This window comes from Thermodesulfobacteriota bacterium (assembly GCA_040753795.1).
In the GTDB taxonomy this organism is placed as follows: Bacteria; Desulfobacterota; Desulfobacteria; order Desulfobacterales; family Desulfosudaceae; genus JBFMDX01.
This window is the reverse complement of the sequence record JBFMDX010000004.1, coordinates 154,195-171,326: the sequence shown is the minus strand read 5'-3', so window position 1 is coordinate 171,326 and position 17,132 is coordinate 154,195. Positions and strand designations below refer to the sequence as shown.

Annotated in this window: 19 protein-coding genes; 13 read left to right on the top strand and 6 right to left on the bottom strand. The window is 55.4% G+C overall.

Translation table 11 applies throughout. The annotated features are described in order from the left end of the window. Positions 1–525: 525 nt before the first annotated feature. Positions 526–753, bottom strand: coding sequence for a hypothetical protein (locus tag AB1724_07160; GenBank protein ID MEW6077571.1), 228 nt, complete (start codon positions 751–753; stop codon positions 526–528). A 390-nt stretch (positions 754–1,143) separates the two neighbouring features. Between AB1724_07160 and AB1724_07155 the strand changes: the two genes are divergently transcribed. The 5 genes from AB1724_07155 (at position 1,144) to AB1724_07135 (ending at position 4,832) form a co-directional block, all read left to right on the top strand. After that, complete coding sequence (locus AB1724_07155; GenBank protein MEW6077570.1) at positions 1,144–1,665, top strand: DUF3795 domain-containing protein; 522 nt, start codon at positions 1,144–1,146, stop codon at positions 1,663–1,665. Positions 1,666–1,720: 55 nt separating this feature from the next. Next, complete coding sequence (locus AB1724_07150) at positions 1,721–2,143, top strand: DUF3842 family protein (GenBank protein ID MEW6077569.1); 423 nt, start codon at positions 1,721–1,723, stop codon at positions 2,141–2,143. 5 nt (positions 2,144–2,148) lie between these two features. After that, positions 2,149–2,340, top strand: coding sequence for a CooT family nickel-binding protein (locus tag AB1724_07145; GenBank protein MEW6077568.1), 192 nt, complete (start codon positions 2,149–2,151; stop codon positions 2,338–2,340). Between the two features lie 23 nt (positions 2,341–2,363). Beyond that, a complete protein-coding gene (gene ispH, locus AB1724_07140; protein MEW6077567.1) occupies positions 2,364–4,091 on the top strand; it encodes a 4-hydroxy-3-methylbut-2-enyl diphosphate reductase in 1,728 nt (575 codons plus the stop codon). Positions 4,092–4,163: 72 nt separating this feature from the next. Next, entirely contained in the window at positions 4,164–4,832 is a 669-nt protein-coding gene (locus tag AB1724_07135; GenBank protein ID MEW6077566.1) for a class I SAM-dependent methyltransferase, read from the top strand. A gap of 58 nt (positions 4,833–4,890) precedes the next feature. Here the strand turns inward: AB1724_07135 and plsY are convergent, their stop codons facing one another. Continuing rightward, a complete protein-coding gene (plsY, locus tag AB1724_07130; protein MEW6077565.1) occupies positions 4,891–5,532 on the bottom strand; it encodes a glycerol-3-phosphate 1-O-acyltransferase PlsY in 642 nt (213 codons plus the stop codon). A gap of 88 nt (positions 5,533–5,620) precedes the next feature. On the opposite strand from plsY, the gene AB1724_07125 reads away from it, so the two are divergent. The 3 genes from AB1724_07125 to AB1724_07115 are packed head-to-tail and all read left to right on the top strand — an operon-like array spanning position 5,621 to position 7,538. Continuing rightward, a complete protein-coding gene (locus AB1724_07125) occupies positions 5,621–5,899 on the top strand; it encodes a Smr/MutS family protein (GenBank protein ID MEW6077564.1) in 279 nt (92 codons plus the stop codon). 54 nt (positions 5,900–5,953) lie between these two features. Then, positions 5,954–6,988, top strand: coding sequence for an ABC transporter substrate-binding protein (locus AB1724_07120; GenBank protein MEW6077563.1), 1,035 nt, complete (start codon positions 5,954–5,956; stop codon positions 6,986–6,988). A gap of 16 nt (positions 6,989–7,004) precedes the next feature. Beyond that, positions 7,005–7,538: a hypothetical protein gene (locus tag AB1724_07115; GenBank protein ID MEW6077562.1), complete on the top strand. Its 534-nt coding sequence runs from the start codon at positions 7,005–7,007 to the stop codon at positions 7,536–7,538. Between the two features lie 12 nt (positions 7,539–7,550). Here AB1724_07115 and AB1724_07110 read toward each other — a convergent pair whose 3' ends face one another. The 4 genes from AB1724_07110 to AB1724_07095 form a co-directional block, all read right to left on the bottom strand. Beyond that, positions 7,551–9,386, bottom strand: coding sequence for a TonB-dependent receptor (locus AB1724_07110; GenBank protein ID MEW6077561.1), 1,836 nt, complete (start codon positions 9,384–9,386; stop codon positions 7,551–7,553). A gap of 91 nt (positions 9,387–9,477) precedes the next feature. Then, positions 9,478–10,656 (bottom strand): thiolase family protein, encoded by a 1,179-nt coding sequence (locus tag AB1724_07105; GenBank protein MEW6077560.1) that lies wholly within the window; start codon positions 10,654–10,656, stop codon positions 9,478–9,480. A gap of 34 nt (positions 10,657–10,690) precedes the next feature. Beyond that, complete coding sequence (locus AB1724_07100; GenBank protein MEW6077559.1) at positions 10,691–12,556, bottom strand: AMP-binding protein; 1,866 nt, start codon at positions 12,554–12,556, stop codon at positions 10,691–10,693. A 93-nt stretch (positions 12,557–12,649) separates the two neighbouring features. Then, positions 12,650–13,210 carry an SCP2 sterol-binding domain-containing protein gene (locus AB1724_07095; GenBank protein MEW6077558.1) on the bottom strand — a complete coding sequence of 187 codons (561 nt, stop codon included), beginning with the start codon at positions 13,208–13,210 and terminating at the stop codon, positions 12,650–12,652. A 418-nt stretch (positions 13,211–13,628) separates the two neighbouring features. On the opposite strand from AB1724_07095, the gene AB1724_07090 reads away from it, so the two are divergent. The 5 genes from AB1724_07090 to proB all read left to right on the top strand — a co-directional run bounded on the left by AB1724_07090 (position 13,629) and on the right by proB (position 17,120). Further along, positions 13,629–14,249, top strand: a complete 621-nt coding sequence (locus tag AB1724_07090) for a TetR family transcriptional regulator (GenBank protein MEW6077557.1) — start codon at positions 13,629–13,631, stop codon at positions 14,247–14,249. Positions 14,250–14,364: 115 nt separating this feature from the next. Further along, entirely contained in the window at positions 14,365–14,679 is a 315-nt protein-coding gene (rplU, locus tag AB1724_07085; protein ID MEW6077556.1) for a 50S ribosomal protein L21, read from the top strand. 53 nt (positions 14,680–14,732) lie between these two features. After that, positions 14,733–14,984 carry a 50S ribosomal protein L27 gene (gene rpmA / locus AB1724_07080; GenBank protein MEW6077555.1) on the top strand — a complete coding sequence of 84 codons (252 nt, stop codon included), beginning with the start codon at positions 14,733–14,735 and terminating at the stop codon, positions 14,982–14,984. Next, positions 14,981–16,006 carry a GTPase ObgE gene (obgE, locus tag AB1724_07075; protein ID MEW6077554.1) on the top strand — a complete coding sequence of 342 codons (1,026 nt, stop codon included), beginning with the start codon at positions 14,981–14,983 and terminating at the stop codon, positions 16,004–16,006. The genes rpmA and obgE overlap by 4 nt, the downstream gene beginning before the upstream one ends. After that, a complete protein-coding gene (gene proB / locus AB1724_07070; GenBank protein MEW6077553.1) occupies positions 15,975–17,120 on the top strand; it encodes a glutamate 5-kinase in 1,146 nt (381 codons plus the stop codon). The genes obgE and proB overlap by 32 nt, the downstream gene beginning before the upstream one ends. Positions 17,121–17,132: the final 12 nt, after the last annotated feature.

The window sequence follows — 17,132 nt, the reverse complement described above, 5'->3', positions numbered from 1 at the left end:
TACCCCTCTGTCCGTTTTATTAGGACGAAGTCCGTTTTTTGTGAACAATTTTCGTAATTTTAATCCTGATTCTACATGAATCCAGACAGAATTATTGTCGATAAACACCGTGGCTAAATTTCATCTGTCTGTTTTTACACAACATTCAATAATCGGTTCCGTTTTTGTATAAAACCATGATTGTCGGCCTGGTTCTTGCTTTTATTGCAACAATGTTTTTCAGGAAACCCCGGCGGCCGCCTTTGTTTATGGCCATGGTTACCAGGGAACGGGATTCAACGGATTGGTTTTGTAGATTATGAGGTAAACAGACAATAAATGATGCAACTAAGACTAATAATTTTATCGATGTCCATTCTGACGCTGTCAACAATAATGCTGCTGACGGTATATGTTTCGACAGGGCTGAAAACCGTTTTTCGCCGCAAATCGTTTATAACGCCACCCACCTGACGTTTCGTTGCGCCCGGATGAATTTTTCCGGCTTGGTGGCGGCTTGACAATAGCTCTTGCCGGAAACCGCCCCTACCGTGTACCCGTGGTTTTGAACATTACCGTCAGATGAATGTTTTTAATGCCGAAGCGTTCCAGGGGGACTCTTACGGCGTGTGATCCGGTCAGCCCCGCCGGAAAAGCGATGGATACCGGCATCTCTCCGGTTATCGCCCCTTCGCCGGCGCATCGGACACACACATAAGGACCAACCCCGCCGTTTCCGCCACAAGTCGGACAGACCGCCATTACCGGTACCATGATTCTGGTGTTACCGCCTCGTCTTGCCTGGTCAGCCGTCAGGGGAACTTCCAGCGTTAAGTTTTCGATTCTTCCCGATTTCGGTGACCCCACACTTGAATAGTTGCGCCACAACCAGTCAAAAATCTCATCAAACGACGGCGTAAATGTCTGAAAAGCTTGCAGCCCCGAGTCTGCTTCCTGGATTTCCAGAAAAATATCCGTGCTGCCTGAATAATAATCCGGATGAAACGCCTTTCCATCGTTTCGTCACCCCGGCGAAAGCCGGGGTCCAGTGAAATCAGGTGGTTCTGGCTTCCGGCGTTCGCCGGAATGACGATGTAATGACTTTTTGCGATTTCATCATCAGATGGTATGGTATACTTTTAAAAATGGAAAAGGAGTTTACAGATGGAAGGTTGGACTGAAGAGGAAATCCGGAAAAAAGAATTGATGGCGCCTTGCGGATTATATTGCGGCGTGTGCGGCGTCTATATTGCCACCCGCGACAACAATGAAAAATTCAAGGCCGCTTTGGGCGGCCTTTACGGGACCGACCCCAGGGAAACCGAGTGCCTGGGCTGTATGCAGAAGGAGCCCGCGGGAAAACTTTATAAATACTGCACCGCCTGTCCGATACGCGAATGCGTTCAAAGCAAGGGTTATTACTCCTGCCATCAATGCGCTGACTGGCCTTGCCAGAGAATCGACAGCTTCAGTCTGGCTACCGGAAGGCGGGTTATGAAACGGGCTATCCCGCTCTGGCGGGCTCATGTCGCCGAGCACGGTGATGAACAGGGAAGCGTTGAATGGGCCCGGGGAGAATGCGAGCGCTATCACTGTTCCAGCTGCGGCACCCCCCTCTTCCGCGGCGCCCAAACCTGCCGGGTCTGCAGGAAATCGGTCGCCGAGGAGCTGGACGGTTCGCTATAGTTTTCGCGGCCTTTTTTCATTTGATATCCGGCAGTTGGTAAGCTACAGTGGCCACATGAAACGAATCTGCGTGATAGACGGGCAGGGCGGCGGCATCGGCGCCGCCATTATCAAGCGGTTGAAAGCCGCTTTCGGCGAATCCGTGGAAGTGATCGCCCTGGGCACCAACGCTATTGCCACGGCCCAGATGCTCAAAGCCAGGGCCAATCGCGGGGCCTCGGGAGAGAACGCCATCGTCCGGACCGTTTTGGAGGCGGATGTGGTCGTCGGCCCCTTCGGCATCATCATGGCTCACGCCATGATGGGCGAGGTGACCCCGAAAATGGCCGAGGCCGTGGCCGGATGCCGGGCAAAAAAACTGCTGATCCCCCTTTCCCAGGAAAACATGGAGATCGTCGGGCTGAGCGCCGACCCGCTGCCGCACCTGCTGGACGATCTGGTGGAAAAACATTTAAAGACTTTTTGCCGTGAGGAGTAGTCATCATGTGTGAAGCCAACGCCTATATAAAAAAAGAAACAGGAGACGAACTGGTCATGGAGTCGGTCGATCTGGTGGAGCCGGATGAGGGCGGCGTCAAGCTGATCAGCATCTTCGGCGAACAGAAGTTTTTGAAAGCCCATATTCACGCCCTCTCCCTGGTTGATCATAAGATTTTCCTGAAAGAAAACCCCTAATTCGATCTCTGTTCCGGTCATCCATGAAAGTCTCAATCGCAAAAACATCCGGTTTTTGCATGGGGGTTCGCCGGGCCGTTGACATGGTCCTGGACGCGGCCAACAAATACAGCGGCCCCATCCAGACCTTCGGTCCCCTCATTCACAATCCCCAGGTGCTCGCCCTTCTGGCCGAAAAGCGCATTTCCGTAATGGAAACCATCCCGGAACACGGCTCGGGCATTATGCTCATCCGGGCCCACGGCGTGCCCCCGGAAACCATCGCGGCCCTGGAAAAAGCCGGGTACACGGTCATTGACGCCACCTGCCCCCGGGTCATCCGGGTCCAGACCATCATCCGCAAATATGCCGATCAGGGCTATGCCAGTATTATTATCGGGGATGAGGATCATCCCGAGGTGATCGGCCTGCTCGGTTTTGCCGGAAACAACGGATATGCCGTCAATTCCCTGGAAAAACTGAAAGCCCTGCCGGCCTTTGACAAGGCCATTATCGTGGCCCAGACCACCCAGAGCGTGTCCCTGTTCGAGGAAGTCACGGCCTGGGCCGCCGAGATCCGGCCCCATTACAAGGTGTTCAATACCATCTGCCCCTCCACCCGGGACCGGCAGGCGGAAGTCAAACGACTGGCCGACTCCGTGGACGCCGTCATCGTGGTGGGCGGACAGAACAGCGGCAATACCCAGCGGCTGGCCCAGATTTCCAGGCAGAGCGGCAAGCCGGTTTATCATGTGGAAACCAGCCAGGACATTGATTTTCCGGCCCTGTCCGGAGCGCGCCATATCGGCATCACCGCCGGCGCCTCCACACCCAACTGGATCATCAAAAAAATATACCGGGAGCTGGAGGCCGCCCACTACCAGTCCAAAGGCCCGGTCGCCCGCCGCCTCTTCATGCTGCAGCGGCTGCTGCTGTTGACCAACATCTACCTGGCCGTGGGCGCGGGGTTTTTGTGCTATTGCGCCTCGGTTCTGCGAAACGCCGAACATTTTGTGCCGCACATATTTATCGCCATGCTGTATATCTTTTCCATGCACACCTTGAACCGCCTGACCGGGATTGAGGAAGACCGCTACAATGATCCCTACCGGGCGGTGTTTTATGAAAAAAACATGTTCACTCTGGCGGTCATGGCCATTTGCGCCGGCGGACTGGGGCTGATGGTGGCCCTGGCCCTGGGCCTGTTTCCCTTTCTGCTGCTGCTGATCATGAGCCTGCTGGGGCTTTCCTACAATATTTACCTGGTGCCGGAAGGGGTCCCTTTTCTGAAGATCCGGCGCATCAAGGACATTCCCGGATCCAAGACCCTGCTGATATCGGCGGCCTGGGGGATCGCGGTCTGCGCCTTTCCGGCGGCGGCAACCAAATCGGTCAATCTTTCCGCGGCGGTGGTGACCCTGTGGTGCACGGGACTGGTATTCGTACGGTCGGCCTTTTTTGACATCATCGACATGCAGGGAGACCGGATCGCCGGCAAGGAGACCATCCCGATCCGCATGGGCGCGGAGCGGGCCCTGCGGTTCTTGAAATATGTCGTGGCCGGCCTGTTGGTTCTGCTGCTGCTCGCCACCCTGTTCAAGGTGGTCTCCGGCCTGGGATACGTTCTGCTGATCCTGCCCGTGACCGGCTTTCTGCTCCTGTCGGCCTACAAGGAGCATTCGCTGCAGAGCGGCGCCCTGCTTGAATTTCTGGTGGAGAGCCAGTTTATCCTGGCCGGGTTTCTCTGTCTGATCTGGTCAGCCCTGACCTGATACCAAGGCAGGTAAAAAACGGGCTCGTCATGCAACAATGAGCGCTTACCATCTGTTAAGAGGAAACAACCGATGACCAATTCTCATCAGACGAAAGAACTCATACCGCCGGCGATTCAGTCTTTTTTTAACAAAACCGGTCCCTGGTTTTATTCGTTCTTTTTTCAACTTGCCGGCTACCGGTCTTCCCTGAAGTATTTTGTCCGGCGTCATCAGCACCGACTGGCTCTGGTGAAAGGCATGCGTATTCTCGATGCCGGCATCGGTACGGGATTTTTAACCATCAATCTTCTGACCGAAGCCCCCGTTTCCCTGACCGTTACCGGTCTGGACTTCTCGGATGGGATGGTCAGTGCCCTGCGTAACCGGTTGCGGCGCCTGGGCCTTGAGGACAAAGTGACCCTGCAAATGGGGGATATGCGCGGCATGCCCTTCTCCGACGGGGAGTTTGATCTGGTCATGACTTCCGCGGCCATCGAATACCTGCCCAGGGTGGAAGACGGGTTTAAAGAGTTCAGCCGCGTATTGAGGCCGGGCGGCAAACTGCTGGCCATTACAACGCGCGACAGCCTGATGGGACGGTTCATCGGAGCAACCTGGCAAAACACCGTTTATCAACCTGAATACATAAAAGCCTGCATGGCTGATGTCGGTATTCATAACATCCAGCGGCTATATTTTCCCTGGTGGTTTGCTCATGTGAACTGGTGGGGGGTGGCTTTTCTGGGTGAAAAACAATAATTCCATGTGCCCCTGCAATCTGGGGTGAGCGTAATACAAAGCGACCGGCGGGTCGCCCCTACGACGGTTTGTCCGTGCTTTTATTCCGCTTGAACGCGAAGGCCGATTCTTTCCCGCTGATCAGCCGGACAATGTTTTCCCGGTGGCGGATAATGACAAACAGGCTGACCAGGCCGGCGCCGGCCACAAAACCCGCCTGGCCGGAAAAAAACCAGACGCATACCGGCAGAGACAGAGCGGCGGCCAGAGACCCGGCCGACACCCGGCGGGTCAGAAAAGCAACCAGCGCGAACACACCGATAGCCGCCAGGCAGGACGCGGGCGACAGCACCAGAAAGCAGCCGCCGGCCGTGGCCACGCCCTTGCCGCCGCCTTTGAATCCGGAATACGCCGGATACATATGGCCGCCGACAGCCGCCAGGGCCGCCAGAGTCATGGCCGCCTCGCCGGTCCCCGGCCCGAACCGTCCGGCCAGATAGACCGGCGCACCGCCTTTGAGCATATCCAGCGCCAGGGTCAGCAGACCCAGCCGCATGCCGGCCACCCGGGCCACATTAGTGGCGCCGATGTTGCCGCTGCCCTGCTGGCGGATGTCCTGGCCGGCAAACACTTTTGTCAGAATCACGCCGGACGGTATGGATCCGGCCAGGTAAGCGCCGATAATGATGACCGCAAAAGCGAACAGTTCCGATATTTCCATGCTGCCCCCTGAAAGAATTTCCTTGAACCCGTAGTCGCGTACCCTTATTCTTTTTCTTATCAAACCTTTTTCTGGAGAACAAGCCGTCATGACCGGTCCTGTCAGAATTCCTATCCAGGATGAAATCGACCTGCACACTTTCCGTCCGGAAGAGGTGGAAGACCTGCTGCTGGATTATTTTAAAGAATGTATTGACCATCGCATTTATCAGGTCCGGGTCGTTCACGGCAAGGGCACCGGCGCCCTGAAACGAAAGGTGCAGGCGGCCTTGAAACGGAACCCTCTGGTGGCCGCCTTTCAGGACGCCGAGCCGACCGGCGGCGGCTGGGGGGCGACCCTGGTGGATTTGAAAAGGCCGGCGGTGTAAACGCCTTGGTCGTTGGGACGCATACTTTTAATATAAAAAGGACCCTGGTTCATCGTGAAGACATTCCCCCGGCGGATATTTTATCTTTTATGGCTTCTGGCGCTCCTGCTCCTGACGGCCTGCTCCTCAAAGGAAAATTCCGATAATCATCCCGCGACCGGCGATCCCGGCAATATCCTGCGAATCGATGTGGACTGCGATTTCGGCTTATTTAACCCACACAAGGTCGGCTGTTCCGGGTCTACGCTTGTTTTTCCATTTATTTTCAGCTTCCTTTGCGTCCAGAACACGGCAGGCGAACTGGAACCGGACCTGGCCGCGGCCTGGGACTATGATCCGAAGACCTTTACCTGGCGAATCCGGTTGCGCGACGACGCCCGGTTTCACAATGGCGAACCGGTAACAGCCGATGACGCCTTATTTTCCATCCGGTCGACTATTGAAAATAGAGATAAAAGCCTGGGCAATATCATCGATACCATGCAGGCAATTAATTCTTATGCGCTGGAAATCCGCTTGAAAAGGGATGACCCGTCTTTTTTAAAAAGCATCTGGGATATTGAAATTATCCCTTCTCCGGCTCGACAGGCAAGCCTGAATCCGGATGAATCACCCATCGGGTCCGGCCCGTTTAAATTTGTGAGCCGGACGGATGACGGCCGGGTGGTCCTTTCGGCCAATGAGAACTATTACAACGGCCGTCCCGCCATTGACCGGGTGGTGTTGTATTATATTCCCGACCGCGAAGCGTCCTGGATCCGTTTGATCAAAGGCCAAACCGATGTGGTCGGGAACTTGACCTTTAAAGACTATAAAATCATTGAGCAGTATACCGACCGGTTTTATTTTTCGCAGGCACTTTACCCGTATTACACGATCCTGCTGTATAACACCCGCCATCCTTTGTTTGAGACCCCAATGGTGCGACGGGCCCTGACCCAGGCCATTGACCGGGACTATATCGTTCAAAACATATTAAACGGCCTGGCCGAGGTGATTGCCGGCCCCATGGGCAACGGGTCTATCTGGCACGACCCGGATCTAAAGCCCCTGCCCTATGATCCGGCCCATGCCCTGGAGCTGCTTTAAAAAGGCGGGCTGGACCATGGATCCGCAAGCCCGCTGCCTGATGAAAAACGGAGCGCTTTTTGAGTTTGAACTGCTGCTGCCTTCCGGCAGCGAAACCGACCTTAAGCTCGCCCGGTACATCCAGCTCTGCCTGAACGATGTGGGCATTCGGGTCCATTTAAAAGCCGTACCGCTGGAAGACCTCAGTCATCGTCAACTCATGAACACGGATTTCGACGCCGTACAGACGGAATTGACCCCGAGTCCTCGCAATTTGGAAGTAGTTCTCAATTTATGGGGCCTGGGTAATGCCGTGTCCTATTCCCGTGTCTTTTATTCCCCGGAAACGGCCGCCCTTGCCGGCCGGATCCTTGATGCCAGGGACCTGGAACAGCGGAAAGCCCTGTCTCATGAGTTTGATCGCCTGATCGCCGATCTGCAGCCGGGGAGTTTTTTGTTCCAGAAACGCTATATCGACGCCATGTCCAAACGGTTTACCTTGAAGTACCCTTTTTCCTTTTCTCATTACGGTTTTTACTGGTTGCAATATGCCCGTTTGAAAAATGAGTGATCCAGACAGATACTACAACGCCAGCCGGATCCCCGCCTCCGCCCACCGGTCCGGCTGGGGCCAGTCGTACCGGTAGATGGTGGTGGCGTCAAACAGGTTGTAGACGGCGCAGAACACCTCCGCCTGATCCAGATACCGGATTTGGGGCAGCCGGGCCTTGAACAGATAGTCGAACACGAATTTTCTGTCTTTGGTTTCCGGGAAGGTGGAGTTGTAATCCATATATTTGCCGAGCAGGGAATGGGTCATCCACCGCCAGTTGTAAAGCGCGGACACCTGGTACTGATCCGTGGGGATGTCCTTCACCTCCTTATGGGTGGTTTCATCCTCCACGTCGGTAAAGCTTGCGGAAACGGCCAGGCTCAGGCCGAAGTCAAAGGCCGCGGAAAGGGTGCTTTCCAGCCCCTTCCGGGTGACCTCATCGATATTTTCGTATTTCCGGGTGTCCGGAACATACCGGATGAGGTCTTCCACGTCCGCGTAAAAGGTGTTGATTTCCAGCCGCAGGATCCGGCAGAAGCGAAACTCCGTGCCCACCTGATAATTGGTGGCGGTTTCCGGGTCCAGGTCTTCGGTGCCGTAAACGGGGTCCTTGACCCAGGCGGCGGGCGGCGCGGAAAATCCCCTGGCCACCTGGGCCCGCACCAGGGCCTGATCGTTTAACAGGCGATAGACAACCCCGGCCGCGGGGCTCACGGCCGACCCGAAATCCTGGTTGTCGTCATAGCGCAGCCCGGCGTTTACCGTGAACTGGTCCCGGGTGAAGGTGTCGTTGGCATAGGTTGCCCAGTTCCGGGTGGAATATGTTTCGGCGTAATTGATCCAGTCAAACCGCCCGGAGTCGCCGTCGAACCCCAGGTTGAGGTCATGGGCCTCGCTCGGGGTCCAGTTGAGCCTGGCGCTCCCGCCCCAGGTGGTTTCATCATAATCATTGTAGATTTCCCGGTGGTCGGCGTAAACATCTTCGATGTGGGTGTCATAATAATGATGGCGGCCTTCCACCGAGAGGCCGAGCCGGTCGGAGAACCGGGTTTCAAAAAGCAGTCGCTGGTAGGACTGGTCCTGGTCGATGTCGTCCCAGAAATCCGGATAACTGACGTAAGCCGCATCATTGTGCAGGTCATCGTCGCTCCAGACAAAATTCACCCGGCTGGCATCCGTGAGATCATAGTTGAACTTGCCATAGAAAGCGGTCTGATCATAGGCGGAATGGTCCTCGAATCCATCGCTCTGATTACCGGTCGCGGACAGAAAATACCCGAACCGGTCCGGTGAGCCGCTGATCTGGACCGAGTTTTTGGTGGTGTCGGCCTTGCCATAGGAGGATCGGGCAACCGCCCCGATGGCTTTGCCCGGGTCCGGCGTTCTGGTGATGATGTTGATGACCCCGCCCAGGGACGACCCCCAGGCCGAGGAGGCCGCGCCTTTGTAAACCTCGATCCGCTCGATGTTCTCGACCGTCAGGCTGCTGAGGTCCGTCAGGGGGTTGGCCAGCGTGTTTTGAGGTACGCCGTCCACATAGACCGCCACGTGCCGGGTTTCAGACCCCTGGATCCGGGTCGTGGCCAGGGCCCCCGGCCCCCCGGCAAATTCCATGGAAACGCCGGGTATATACTGAAGCACTTCCCCGACCGTGGCCGCGGGTATGCGCTCGATGGCCGCCCGGTCGATCACCGTGATGTTCGCCGCCACGTCCTGCCTGGAGGTTTCCTGTCGGGTGGCGGTGACCACCATGTCTTCCAGCCGGTAACTGTTATCAGCGGTTTCCTCGGCGCGGACGGAGGCGACGGTCTGTATCCAGGTCAGCGGAACAACGATCAGTATCAGCATGAAAACCAGTCGGTTCATCAGGGCTCTCCTCAAAGTTGAAAAGCAAAAAGCCGGCCGGTACTGATTCCGCGCCGGCCGGCTTTTATTGCCTACAAATTACAGATGGTGATTACGAAACTTTTTCGACCAGCAGGGCCGCGCCGTTGCCGAAGGCGCCGCACAGGGAAGCCAGGCCGTATTTCTCGTTGGGGAATTCCGTCTTCAGCACATTAAGCAGGGTGATGATGATACGGGCCCCGGATTCTCCCAGGGGATGGCCCAGGGCGATGGCGCCGCCCCAGACATTGACCTTGTCAAAGGGGGCGTTGTCCTTGTCCAGCTTCAGCTCCCTGATGCAGGCCAGGGCCTGGCTGGCAAAGGCTTCGTTTAATTCAACCGCGCCGATATCCTTGGGGGACAGGCCGGTTCTCTTGAACAGTTTCTGAACGGCCGGAACCGGCGCCACGCCCATGATGGAGGGATCGCAGCCGCCGAGAACGCCGTAGCTGTATTTGTAGGTGTAGGAGCAGCCCAGCTGATCGGCTTTCTTGCGGCTCATGAGCAGCAGGCAGCAGGCGCCCTGGGTCAGCGGGGAGGAGGTCGCCGCGGTGACGTTTCCGCCCGGCTTGAAGGGGGAGGCCATGGTCTTCATCTTTTCCCGGTCGACCTTGTCGCGGATCCACTGGTCATGCTCCACCAGGAATTCCTCACCGGCATCGTTAACGCCCATGACCGGGATGATCTCGTTCTTGAACTTGCCGGCATTGCGGGCGGCCGCGGCTTTGATGTTTGACCAGGCGGCCATGTTGTCCATGTCCTCACGGGCGATCTTATACAGCTCGGCCACTTTTTCCGCGGTGGCGCCCATGGGGAATTCCATGAGGTTGTAGCGGTTGAACAGCCGGGGCGGGAAATCCATGTTGGCGCCCATGGCCACTTTTTCCATGTCCTCGACGCCGGCGGCAATCATGATGTCGGCTTCACCGGTCATGATGGCCCGGGCGGCGTGCATGGTGGCGGACATGCCGGAGGGGCACTGGTTGGTAATGGTGTTGCTGGGAACGCTGTCCGGATACCCTCCGGCCAGCCAGCCCAGCCGGCCGATATCGTTCTGCATACCGGATGGATTGGCGCAGCCGACCAGAACCGCATCCACATCCTCGGGTTTGACCTGCTGGTTACGGGCAAACAGACCGTCATAGGCGGCCGTCAGTAGCTCATCCGGACGTTTTTTCCTGAACCAGCCTTTTTCCGCGTGGGCTCTACCGTTGGGTGTTCTTACGCCATCAACAATGACACATTCTTGCATGACAACAGCTCCTCTCTTGGAATATTTTCTTTTATTATGGGTGACTTTTTATTCTGTCCGCAAACATTTCCGTGGCCAGGGCCCTTACCCGCTTTTTGTCCAGCTTCTGGACCTCCGTCAGGGGCATGGTTTCCACGATCTGAACCGCTTTGGGAACAGCGTATTTGGCCACCTGCTCTTTTAAAAAGTCTATGATTTCATCGGGTTTCAGCGTGTCCATGTAGGCGGCTTTGGGCTGCACGTAGGCGACCACCCGCTCGCTGCCTTCCCGGTCCGGGTCGGGAATGCCGACGGTTGCCGCCATTTCCACCTTGGGATGGGAACACAGGATATCATCGATTTCTCTGGTATATACTTTATATCCGGAAACATTGACCATGTCCTTGGTCCGGTCAACGATATAAAAATAGCCGTCCTTGTCCACGGTCACCACGTCTCCGGTACGGACATAACCGTTCTCGTCCAGCCCGTTGCCGGGGTCCGGCCAGTAGCCCAGCATCCGCTGGGGTCCTTTCAGGCACATTTCGCCTCTTTTACCGGCCAGAATTTCTTCGTCGGTCAGCGGCACGCCCGAATCCACGTCGATCAGCATGATCTCCGTGTCCGGAAAGGGAATGCCCACCGCGCCTCTTTTCTCGCCGGAGGATTTCTTCTTCTTTTCCCCGCCGGTGCTCTTGACCTTGAAGGAGATAAACTTGCCGGCCACGGTGCCGATGGTCTTGCTGCCCACCAGTCGCAGCCCCTGATTGACGACCGGCGCCACGCCCGGAAAGCTCAAAAAGGCGCTGTTGAGCTGTTGCGGCAGCCGGCCGCCGGCCAGCCTGACGAGAAACGACGTGTTCAGGTGCGTACAGGGTGACATCTCCGAAAGGCCGTAGCCTTCCATGATGGCGCCACTGGATTTTTTCTCAAACTCCGCCTGGGTACTCGGCGGCAGGGGCGCGGAGCCCGAAATGCCGAGCATGCCCATGCCCTGCAGTTCTTCATGAGCAATTTTCAGAAACTGCGTGGGCACGCCCATCTGCATGAGCGGCCGGTACTTTTTGATCATATCCACCATGGTCTTGGTGTCCCGGGCGTCGGTAATCAGAATCTGGTCGGCTCCCAGGATAGTCAGAACATGCAGAATAATATGACCGTAAGAGTGAAACATGGGCAGGCCGAACAGAACCGAAATGGCCCCTCTGACCACCCGGCTGGCCGCACCCTGGGCCCAGCTGGACTGGATCGCGTTGGCGTAAATATTCCGGTGCGTCAGCATGCAACCCTTGGGAAGCCCGGTGGTGCCGCCGGTGAACAGCAGCAGTTCCAGGTCTTTCTCCACGTCAAAGGTGATATTCAGCGGCCTCGGTTCGGTTGCCCGGATCAGATCGGTCATCCAGAAGGCGTTGGCCATACCCAGATCGGCATGTTTTGCCGGCGGCGCCAGGGAGTAGTCATCCAGCCTGGTGACAATCAGGTATTCGATTTTCACCTTTTCCATGACCTGCTTCACCTCGGCCAGGTCCTCGTCCAGGCAGATAATGGCCCGGGGCGTTCCCTTGGAAAATTTATGCTCCAGATGGGCCGGCGGCTCCAGATTGCTGCTCGGTATCTGAACCAGCCCTGCCTTGGCAATGGCATAATCCGCGATGAAGAACTGAATGGACGTGGGCAGAATCGTCGCCACCCGGTCGCCTTTTTTCAGTCCTTTGTCGACCAGGGCACAGGCCAGTCGATCGGCATGATCCTTCACCTCGGGATAGGTCATTTTAAAATTGTTCTGGATCACCCCGGTCCGCTTGAACATGCGGGCGGCTTCATCCAGAATGGAGCCGACCGGTTTGTCCGGATAAGGGGCCAGCGTTTCGGGGATACCAAAGACCTTGTACTCTTTGAGCCACGGCATTTTCGCAGTCAAGGCGCATCTCCTTCTGTCGGCAGGTTCATAAAACGTTCTGTTGAATTACCATATGGGATGAATGAAATAAAAACTTCCAAAAACCACTTCTTATTAAGTAAACAGCGGCTGGGTCTGCATGGCAAAGGCCATGTCGCCTTCGATCTGCATGCCGCCGGACATGAACAGATTGACCGGGTTGGTCTCTTTTTTGACCAGGGCGATGGAATCGGACATCTTCATCTTGAATGTCGCCGCCGGGGTTTCCGATCCGTTGAAGACCGTGGAGATGGTAACGACGCTACCATCGGCATTGGCCAGTTTCGCCGTCATTTTTCCCTTCAGGCTCTTGAGGGCCTGATACTTTCTCTTGTTCAGGTCGCTCTGAATGCCCAGGAGCATATCCAGGCTGTTGGTTTCGATCATCTTCTTCAGGTCTTCTTCGGCAATGCCGATAACCACCATGGGCTTGTCCAGAGAACCTTCCTTGACGTCAAAATCCTTTCCGTTTTTAACCACATAGCTATACTTGGTTCCGGAAACATCCACCACCATGGAAAACTCGGTGTCCGCCAGTTCAGCGGCAGCGCCGCTCTTGGCGATCATTTCTTTGGCCATTTTGGGTGAAAAATCCAGCAGTAAATCTTTAATACTCAATCCCGTCGGAATATCCATAATACCTTTTCTCCTGTCCGGACATTGTTGAATGTCCTAAAATTTTTAAGTTATATTCATCCCATATGGTATCTGTCAACCAGAAAATCTTATGTTCACCCGCCGACTGCCGGATCGGCGCATGGACATGTCAAACTGCCTGCTTTACCACCTCCTTCCGTCCATTTTTAATTTTTTTACGAGTTCATCCTGCAATTTGAAAAAAAGGATGCCTCCGTATGTTGACTTTTGTTTTTTGGCAGTTTACAATTCATAAAAATTGAACTGACATGTCAGTTCTATGTTTTTGTTGTTCGCTTGTCAACAAAAAAAATACGCTCGTTTATGTTTCGCTCTGGACTTGGAGGCGACTTGGCACTAAAACTCGGGAACATGTTTTTGACGAATTAAAAACAGAGACATCAAGGATATATATAAAATGAAAGCGGAAGAACGCAAACAACTGATTCTGGATTGCTCCAAACGGCTTTTTTCAACCTACGGTTATTACCGCACCCAGATTTCGGATATTACCAAGGAAGCCCAGATCGCCCGGGGAACGATCTATCAGTATTTTAAAAACAAACAGGATATTTTTATCACCCTGCTGGAAAACGCCTACCAGCAATGGGAGATATCCATTTTAAAGGATATATCGGCGGTTGACCTCAAAACGATCACGCCGATCAACTACCTGCGGCTTCGCATCAGAACAACGGTGGCGTTCCTGGTGGCCGACCCGGACATCTTCAATATCGCCATGACCATGGGATTTGGATTGCCGACGGAACTGGCTGAAGCCACCCGGAAACTCGAAGAAAAAATTATCATCATCGCTTACAATGACTTCAAGCTGGGCATGCACAATAACCACATCAAAGAAAACCTGAACGTGACCCATGTCGGTGAAATGATGGTCGGCGCTATTTTCAGTTCGGTTTATTTTGCCCTTTTAAAAGCGAACAAGGACGCGCTAAAAATCAACACCGAAAGCCTGGCCGACGAAATTGTCGATCTGTTCGCGCCGGGTATATTCCGGACAGAAGCACTGAATCTCTAATCCCTGTTTCAAAATCACTCTTCAGGCAGTTTTTGCTTGACAATCCATGTTTATTAAATAATATAAGGTGTTTTTATAAAACGAAAGATCGTTATCAAAAGGGTAAGGAGTTGTCATGTACGCGGTAATTGCTTCCGGTGGAAAACAGTACCGGGTGGAAAAAGACGAGGTTTTGCGAATTGAAAAAATCCCCGGGGATGTGGGGGATTCCGTTTCTTTTGACCAGGTTCTTATGTTTGCCGATGCCGACAAGGTCAGCATCGGGCAACCCCTGCTGAAAAACGTTTCCGTTCGGGCGCACATCGTTGAGCAGGACAGGGCGAAAAAAGTCCTTATTTTCAAGTTCAGGCGAAGAAAACGGTTTCGAAAGACCCAGGGACACCGACAGTCCTTCACGGCCGTCAAGGTCGATGCCATCGAAGCCGCTTGATACGACTGATTTATTGTTGTCATAAAAGTTAAGCATACTGTTGAGGTGTACACATGGCTCATAAAAAAGCAGCCGGAAGCTCAAGAAACGGCCGGGACAGCCGGGGCCAGAGACGGGGCGTTAAAAGATTCGGCGGACAGAAAGTAACGGCGGGCAGCATCATCGTCCGCCAGCTGGGAACCCAGTTTCATCCCGGAAACAACGTCGGGCTGGGCAAGGACTATACCCTGTTTTCCAAAATTGACGGCGTGGTTGCCTTTGAGGCCTCCGGCAAGCGGAAAAAAATCAGCGTTTATGCAGCTTGAAATTTATTGACGAAGCCATTATCTCTGTCAGCTCCGGTCACGGCGGCAGTGGTTGCGTCAGCTTCAGGCGTGAAAAGTACATTCCCCTGGGAGGTCCTGACGGCGGCAACGGCGGTGACGGCGGCGACATCATCTTCAAAGCCGACCCGGGCAAACGCACCCTTCACTACTTTAAAACCAGAAGAAGTTTCGCCGCCCAGAACGGCGCCCCGGGCAAAGGCCGGCAGCAGACCGGAAAAAACGGCCAGGACACCATTGTCCCCATCCCTCCCGGAACCATCATAACCGACGCGGAAACCGGTCAGGTTATCGCGGACATGGTCGTGGCCAACGAATCGTTTACTTTCCTTAAGGGCGGCCGGGGCGGTAAAGGAAACAAACATTTCACCACCTCCACCAACCGCTCCCCGAAATTCGCCCAGCCCGGGGAACCCGGTCAGTCGGCCAGGGTAAAACTCGAGCTTAAGCTGCTGGCCGATGTCGGCATTATCGGTCTTCCCAATGCCGGCAAATCCACCCTGCTTTCCGTCATTTCGGCAGCCCGCCCGGCCATCAGGGATTATCCCTTCACCACCCTTTCCCCCAACCTCGGCATGGTCCAGATCAGGGACAGCGAACCCTTCGCGGTGGCGGACATTCCGGGTCTGATCGAGGGCGCCCACGCGGGCACCGGGCTCGGTATCCAGTTTCTCAAGCACATCGAGCGGACGCGCTGCCTGGTCCATCTCATTGACGCGGCCGCCATTGATATAGACGACCCGCTGCGGGGCTACCGGACGATAAACAACGAGCTGGCCATGTACGGAAAGCATCTGCTTGAAAAGCCGCAGGTGGTGGTGTTAAACAAGATGGATATCACCGGGGCGGCCGAGCTGGCGGATCTGTTCGTCGAAGCCGCCGGGCTCCAAACCTGCTTCCGGATTTCCGCGGCCGCCCGGAAAGGCATTGAGGATTTAAAAAAACATTTATTTACGATAGTATCAACACATCATGAACCAGACCCGACAGACCTTTCTGAATAGCGCCAGAAGAATCGTCGTCAAGGCCGGCAGCGGCGTGCTGACCGGAGAGCGCGGCCTCAACGAGACCACCATCAAATCCATCAGCAAGGATATCAGCGCGCTGATGGACCGCGGCCTTGAAATAATTTACGTGACCTCCGGCGCCATGGCGGCCGGCGAAAAAAAGCTCGGCCTGGCCAAACGGCCTTCGGAGCTGCCCAAACGGCAGGCCGTGGCGGCAACGGGCCAGGCCGGCCTGATCATGGAATATGAAAACGCCTTTGCCCGGTTCGGCCGGCAGGTGGCCCAGATCCTGCTGACCAGTGATGACCTGACCAACCGCAAGCGCTACCTCAACGCCCGCAATACCATCAACACCCTGCTGGCCTGGCAGGTTTTGCCGATCATCAACGAAAACGACACCGTAGCCACGGAGGAGATCAAGCTGGGGGACAACGACAATCTCTCGGCCATGATCACCCTGCTCATGGACGCGGACATCCTCATCAACCTGACGGATACCGACGGTCTGTATGACCGGGATCCGCGCAAAGACACCGGCGCCCGGCTGCTGGATCATGTGTCCGCCATTACACCGAAAATGGAGCAGGCGGCTGGCGATATTCCCGGCCCCCTGGGCCGGGGCGGCATGCTGAGCAAAGTCAGGGCGGCCAAAAAAGTCATGGCCGCCGGCGTGCCCATGATCATCGCCAACGGCCGGAAAAACGACATCCTGACCCGCCTTTTTTCCGGGGTGGAGACCGGCACCTTCTTTGAGCCCAGGACCCGGAAAATGTGCGGAAAAAAACGCTGGATCGCCTTCAGCGTCAAAGCCAGAGGCGAGATCACCATTGACGACGGCGCCGCCGGAGCCGTCACCGGCCGGGGAAAGAGCCTGCTGGCCAGCGGCATCACGGCGGTCTCCGGTGAATTTACCGAAGGCGCCCCGGTAGTGATCAAGAACAGCACCGGCGCCGTCATTGCCACCGGCCTGGTGAACTATTCCGCTGATGACATTCGTGCCATCATGGGATTAAAATCAAGCCAGATTGAAAAAAAGCTGGGCCACAAATCCTATGATGAGGTGATTCACCGGGATAATCTGGTAGTTGCGGACACGGATACCTGCGCATAACCGGCAAAAGGA

Excerpts from the sequence above, each read along its gene's own strand:
- proB (MEW6077553.1), top strand. The coding sequence starts at position 15,975 with ATGAACCAGACCCGACAGACCTTTCTGAATAGCGCCAGAAGAATCGTC.
- AB1724_07090 (MEW6077557.1), top strand. The coding sequence starts at position 13,629 with ATGAAAGCGGAAGAACGCAAACAACTGATTCTGGATTGCTCCAAACGG.
- AB1724_07110 (MEW6077561.1), bottom strand. The coding sequence starts at position 9,386 with ATGAACCGACTGGTTTTCATGCTGATACTGATCGTTGTTCCGCTGACC.
- AB1724_07150 (MEW6077569.1), top strand. The coding sequence starts at position 1,721 with ATGAAACGAATCTGCGTGATAGACGGGCAGGGCGGCGGCATCGGCGCC.
- AB1724_07095 (MEW6077558.1), bottom strand. The coding sequence starts at position 13,210 with ATGGATATTCCGACGGGATTGAGTATTAAAGATTTACTGCTGGATTTT.
- AB1724_07115 (MEW6077562.1), top strand. The coding sequence starts at position 7,005 with ATGGATCCGCAAGCCCGCTGCCTGATGAAAAACGGAGCGCTTTTTGAG.
- plsY (MEW6077565.1), bottom strand. The coding sequence starts at position 5,532 with ATGGAAATATCGGAACTGTTCGCTTTTGCGGTCATCATTATCGGCGCT.
- AB1724_07125 (MEW6077564.1), top strand. The coding sequence starts at position 5,621 with ATGACCGGTCCTGTCAGAATTCCTATCCAGGATGAAATCGACCTGCAC.
- rplU (MEW6077556.1), top strand. The coding sequence starts at position 14,365 with ATGTACGCGGTAATTGCTTCCGGTGGAAAACAGTACCGGGTGGAAAAA.
- rpmA (MEW6077555.1), top strand. The coding sequence starts at position 14,733 with ATGGCTCATAAAAAAGCAGCCGGAAGCTCAAGAAACGGCCGGGACAGC.
- AB1724_07105 (MEW6077560.1), bottom strand. The coding sequence starts at position 10,656 with ATGCAAGAATGTGTCATTGTTGATGGCGTAAGAACACCCAACGGTAGA.
- ispH (MEW6077567.1), top strand. The coding sequence starts at position 2,364 with ATGAAAGTCTCAATCGCAAAAACATCCGGTTTTTGCATGGGGGTTCGC.
- AB1724_07160 (MEW6077571.1), bottom strand. The coding sequence starts at position 753 with ATGGTACCGGTAATGGCGGTCTGTCCGACTTGTGGCGGAAACGGCGGG.
- AB1724_07155 (MEW6077570.1), top strand. The coding sequence starts at position 1,144 with ATGGAAGGTTGGACTGAAGAGGAAATCCGGAAAAAAGAATTGATGGCG.
- AB1724_07135 (MEW6077566.1), top strand. The coding sequence starts at position 4,164 with ATGACCAATTCTCATCAGACGAAAGAACTCATACCGCCGGCGATTCAG.
- AB1724_07145 (MEW6077568.1), top strand. The coding sequence starts at position 2,149 with ATGTGTGAAGCCAACGCCTATATAAAAAAAGAAACAGGAGACGAACTG.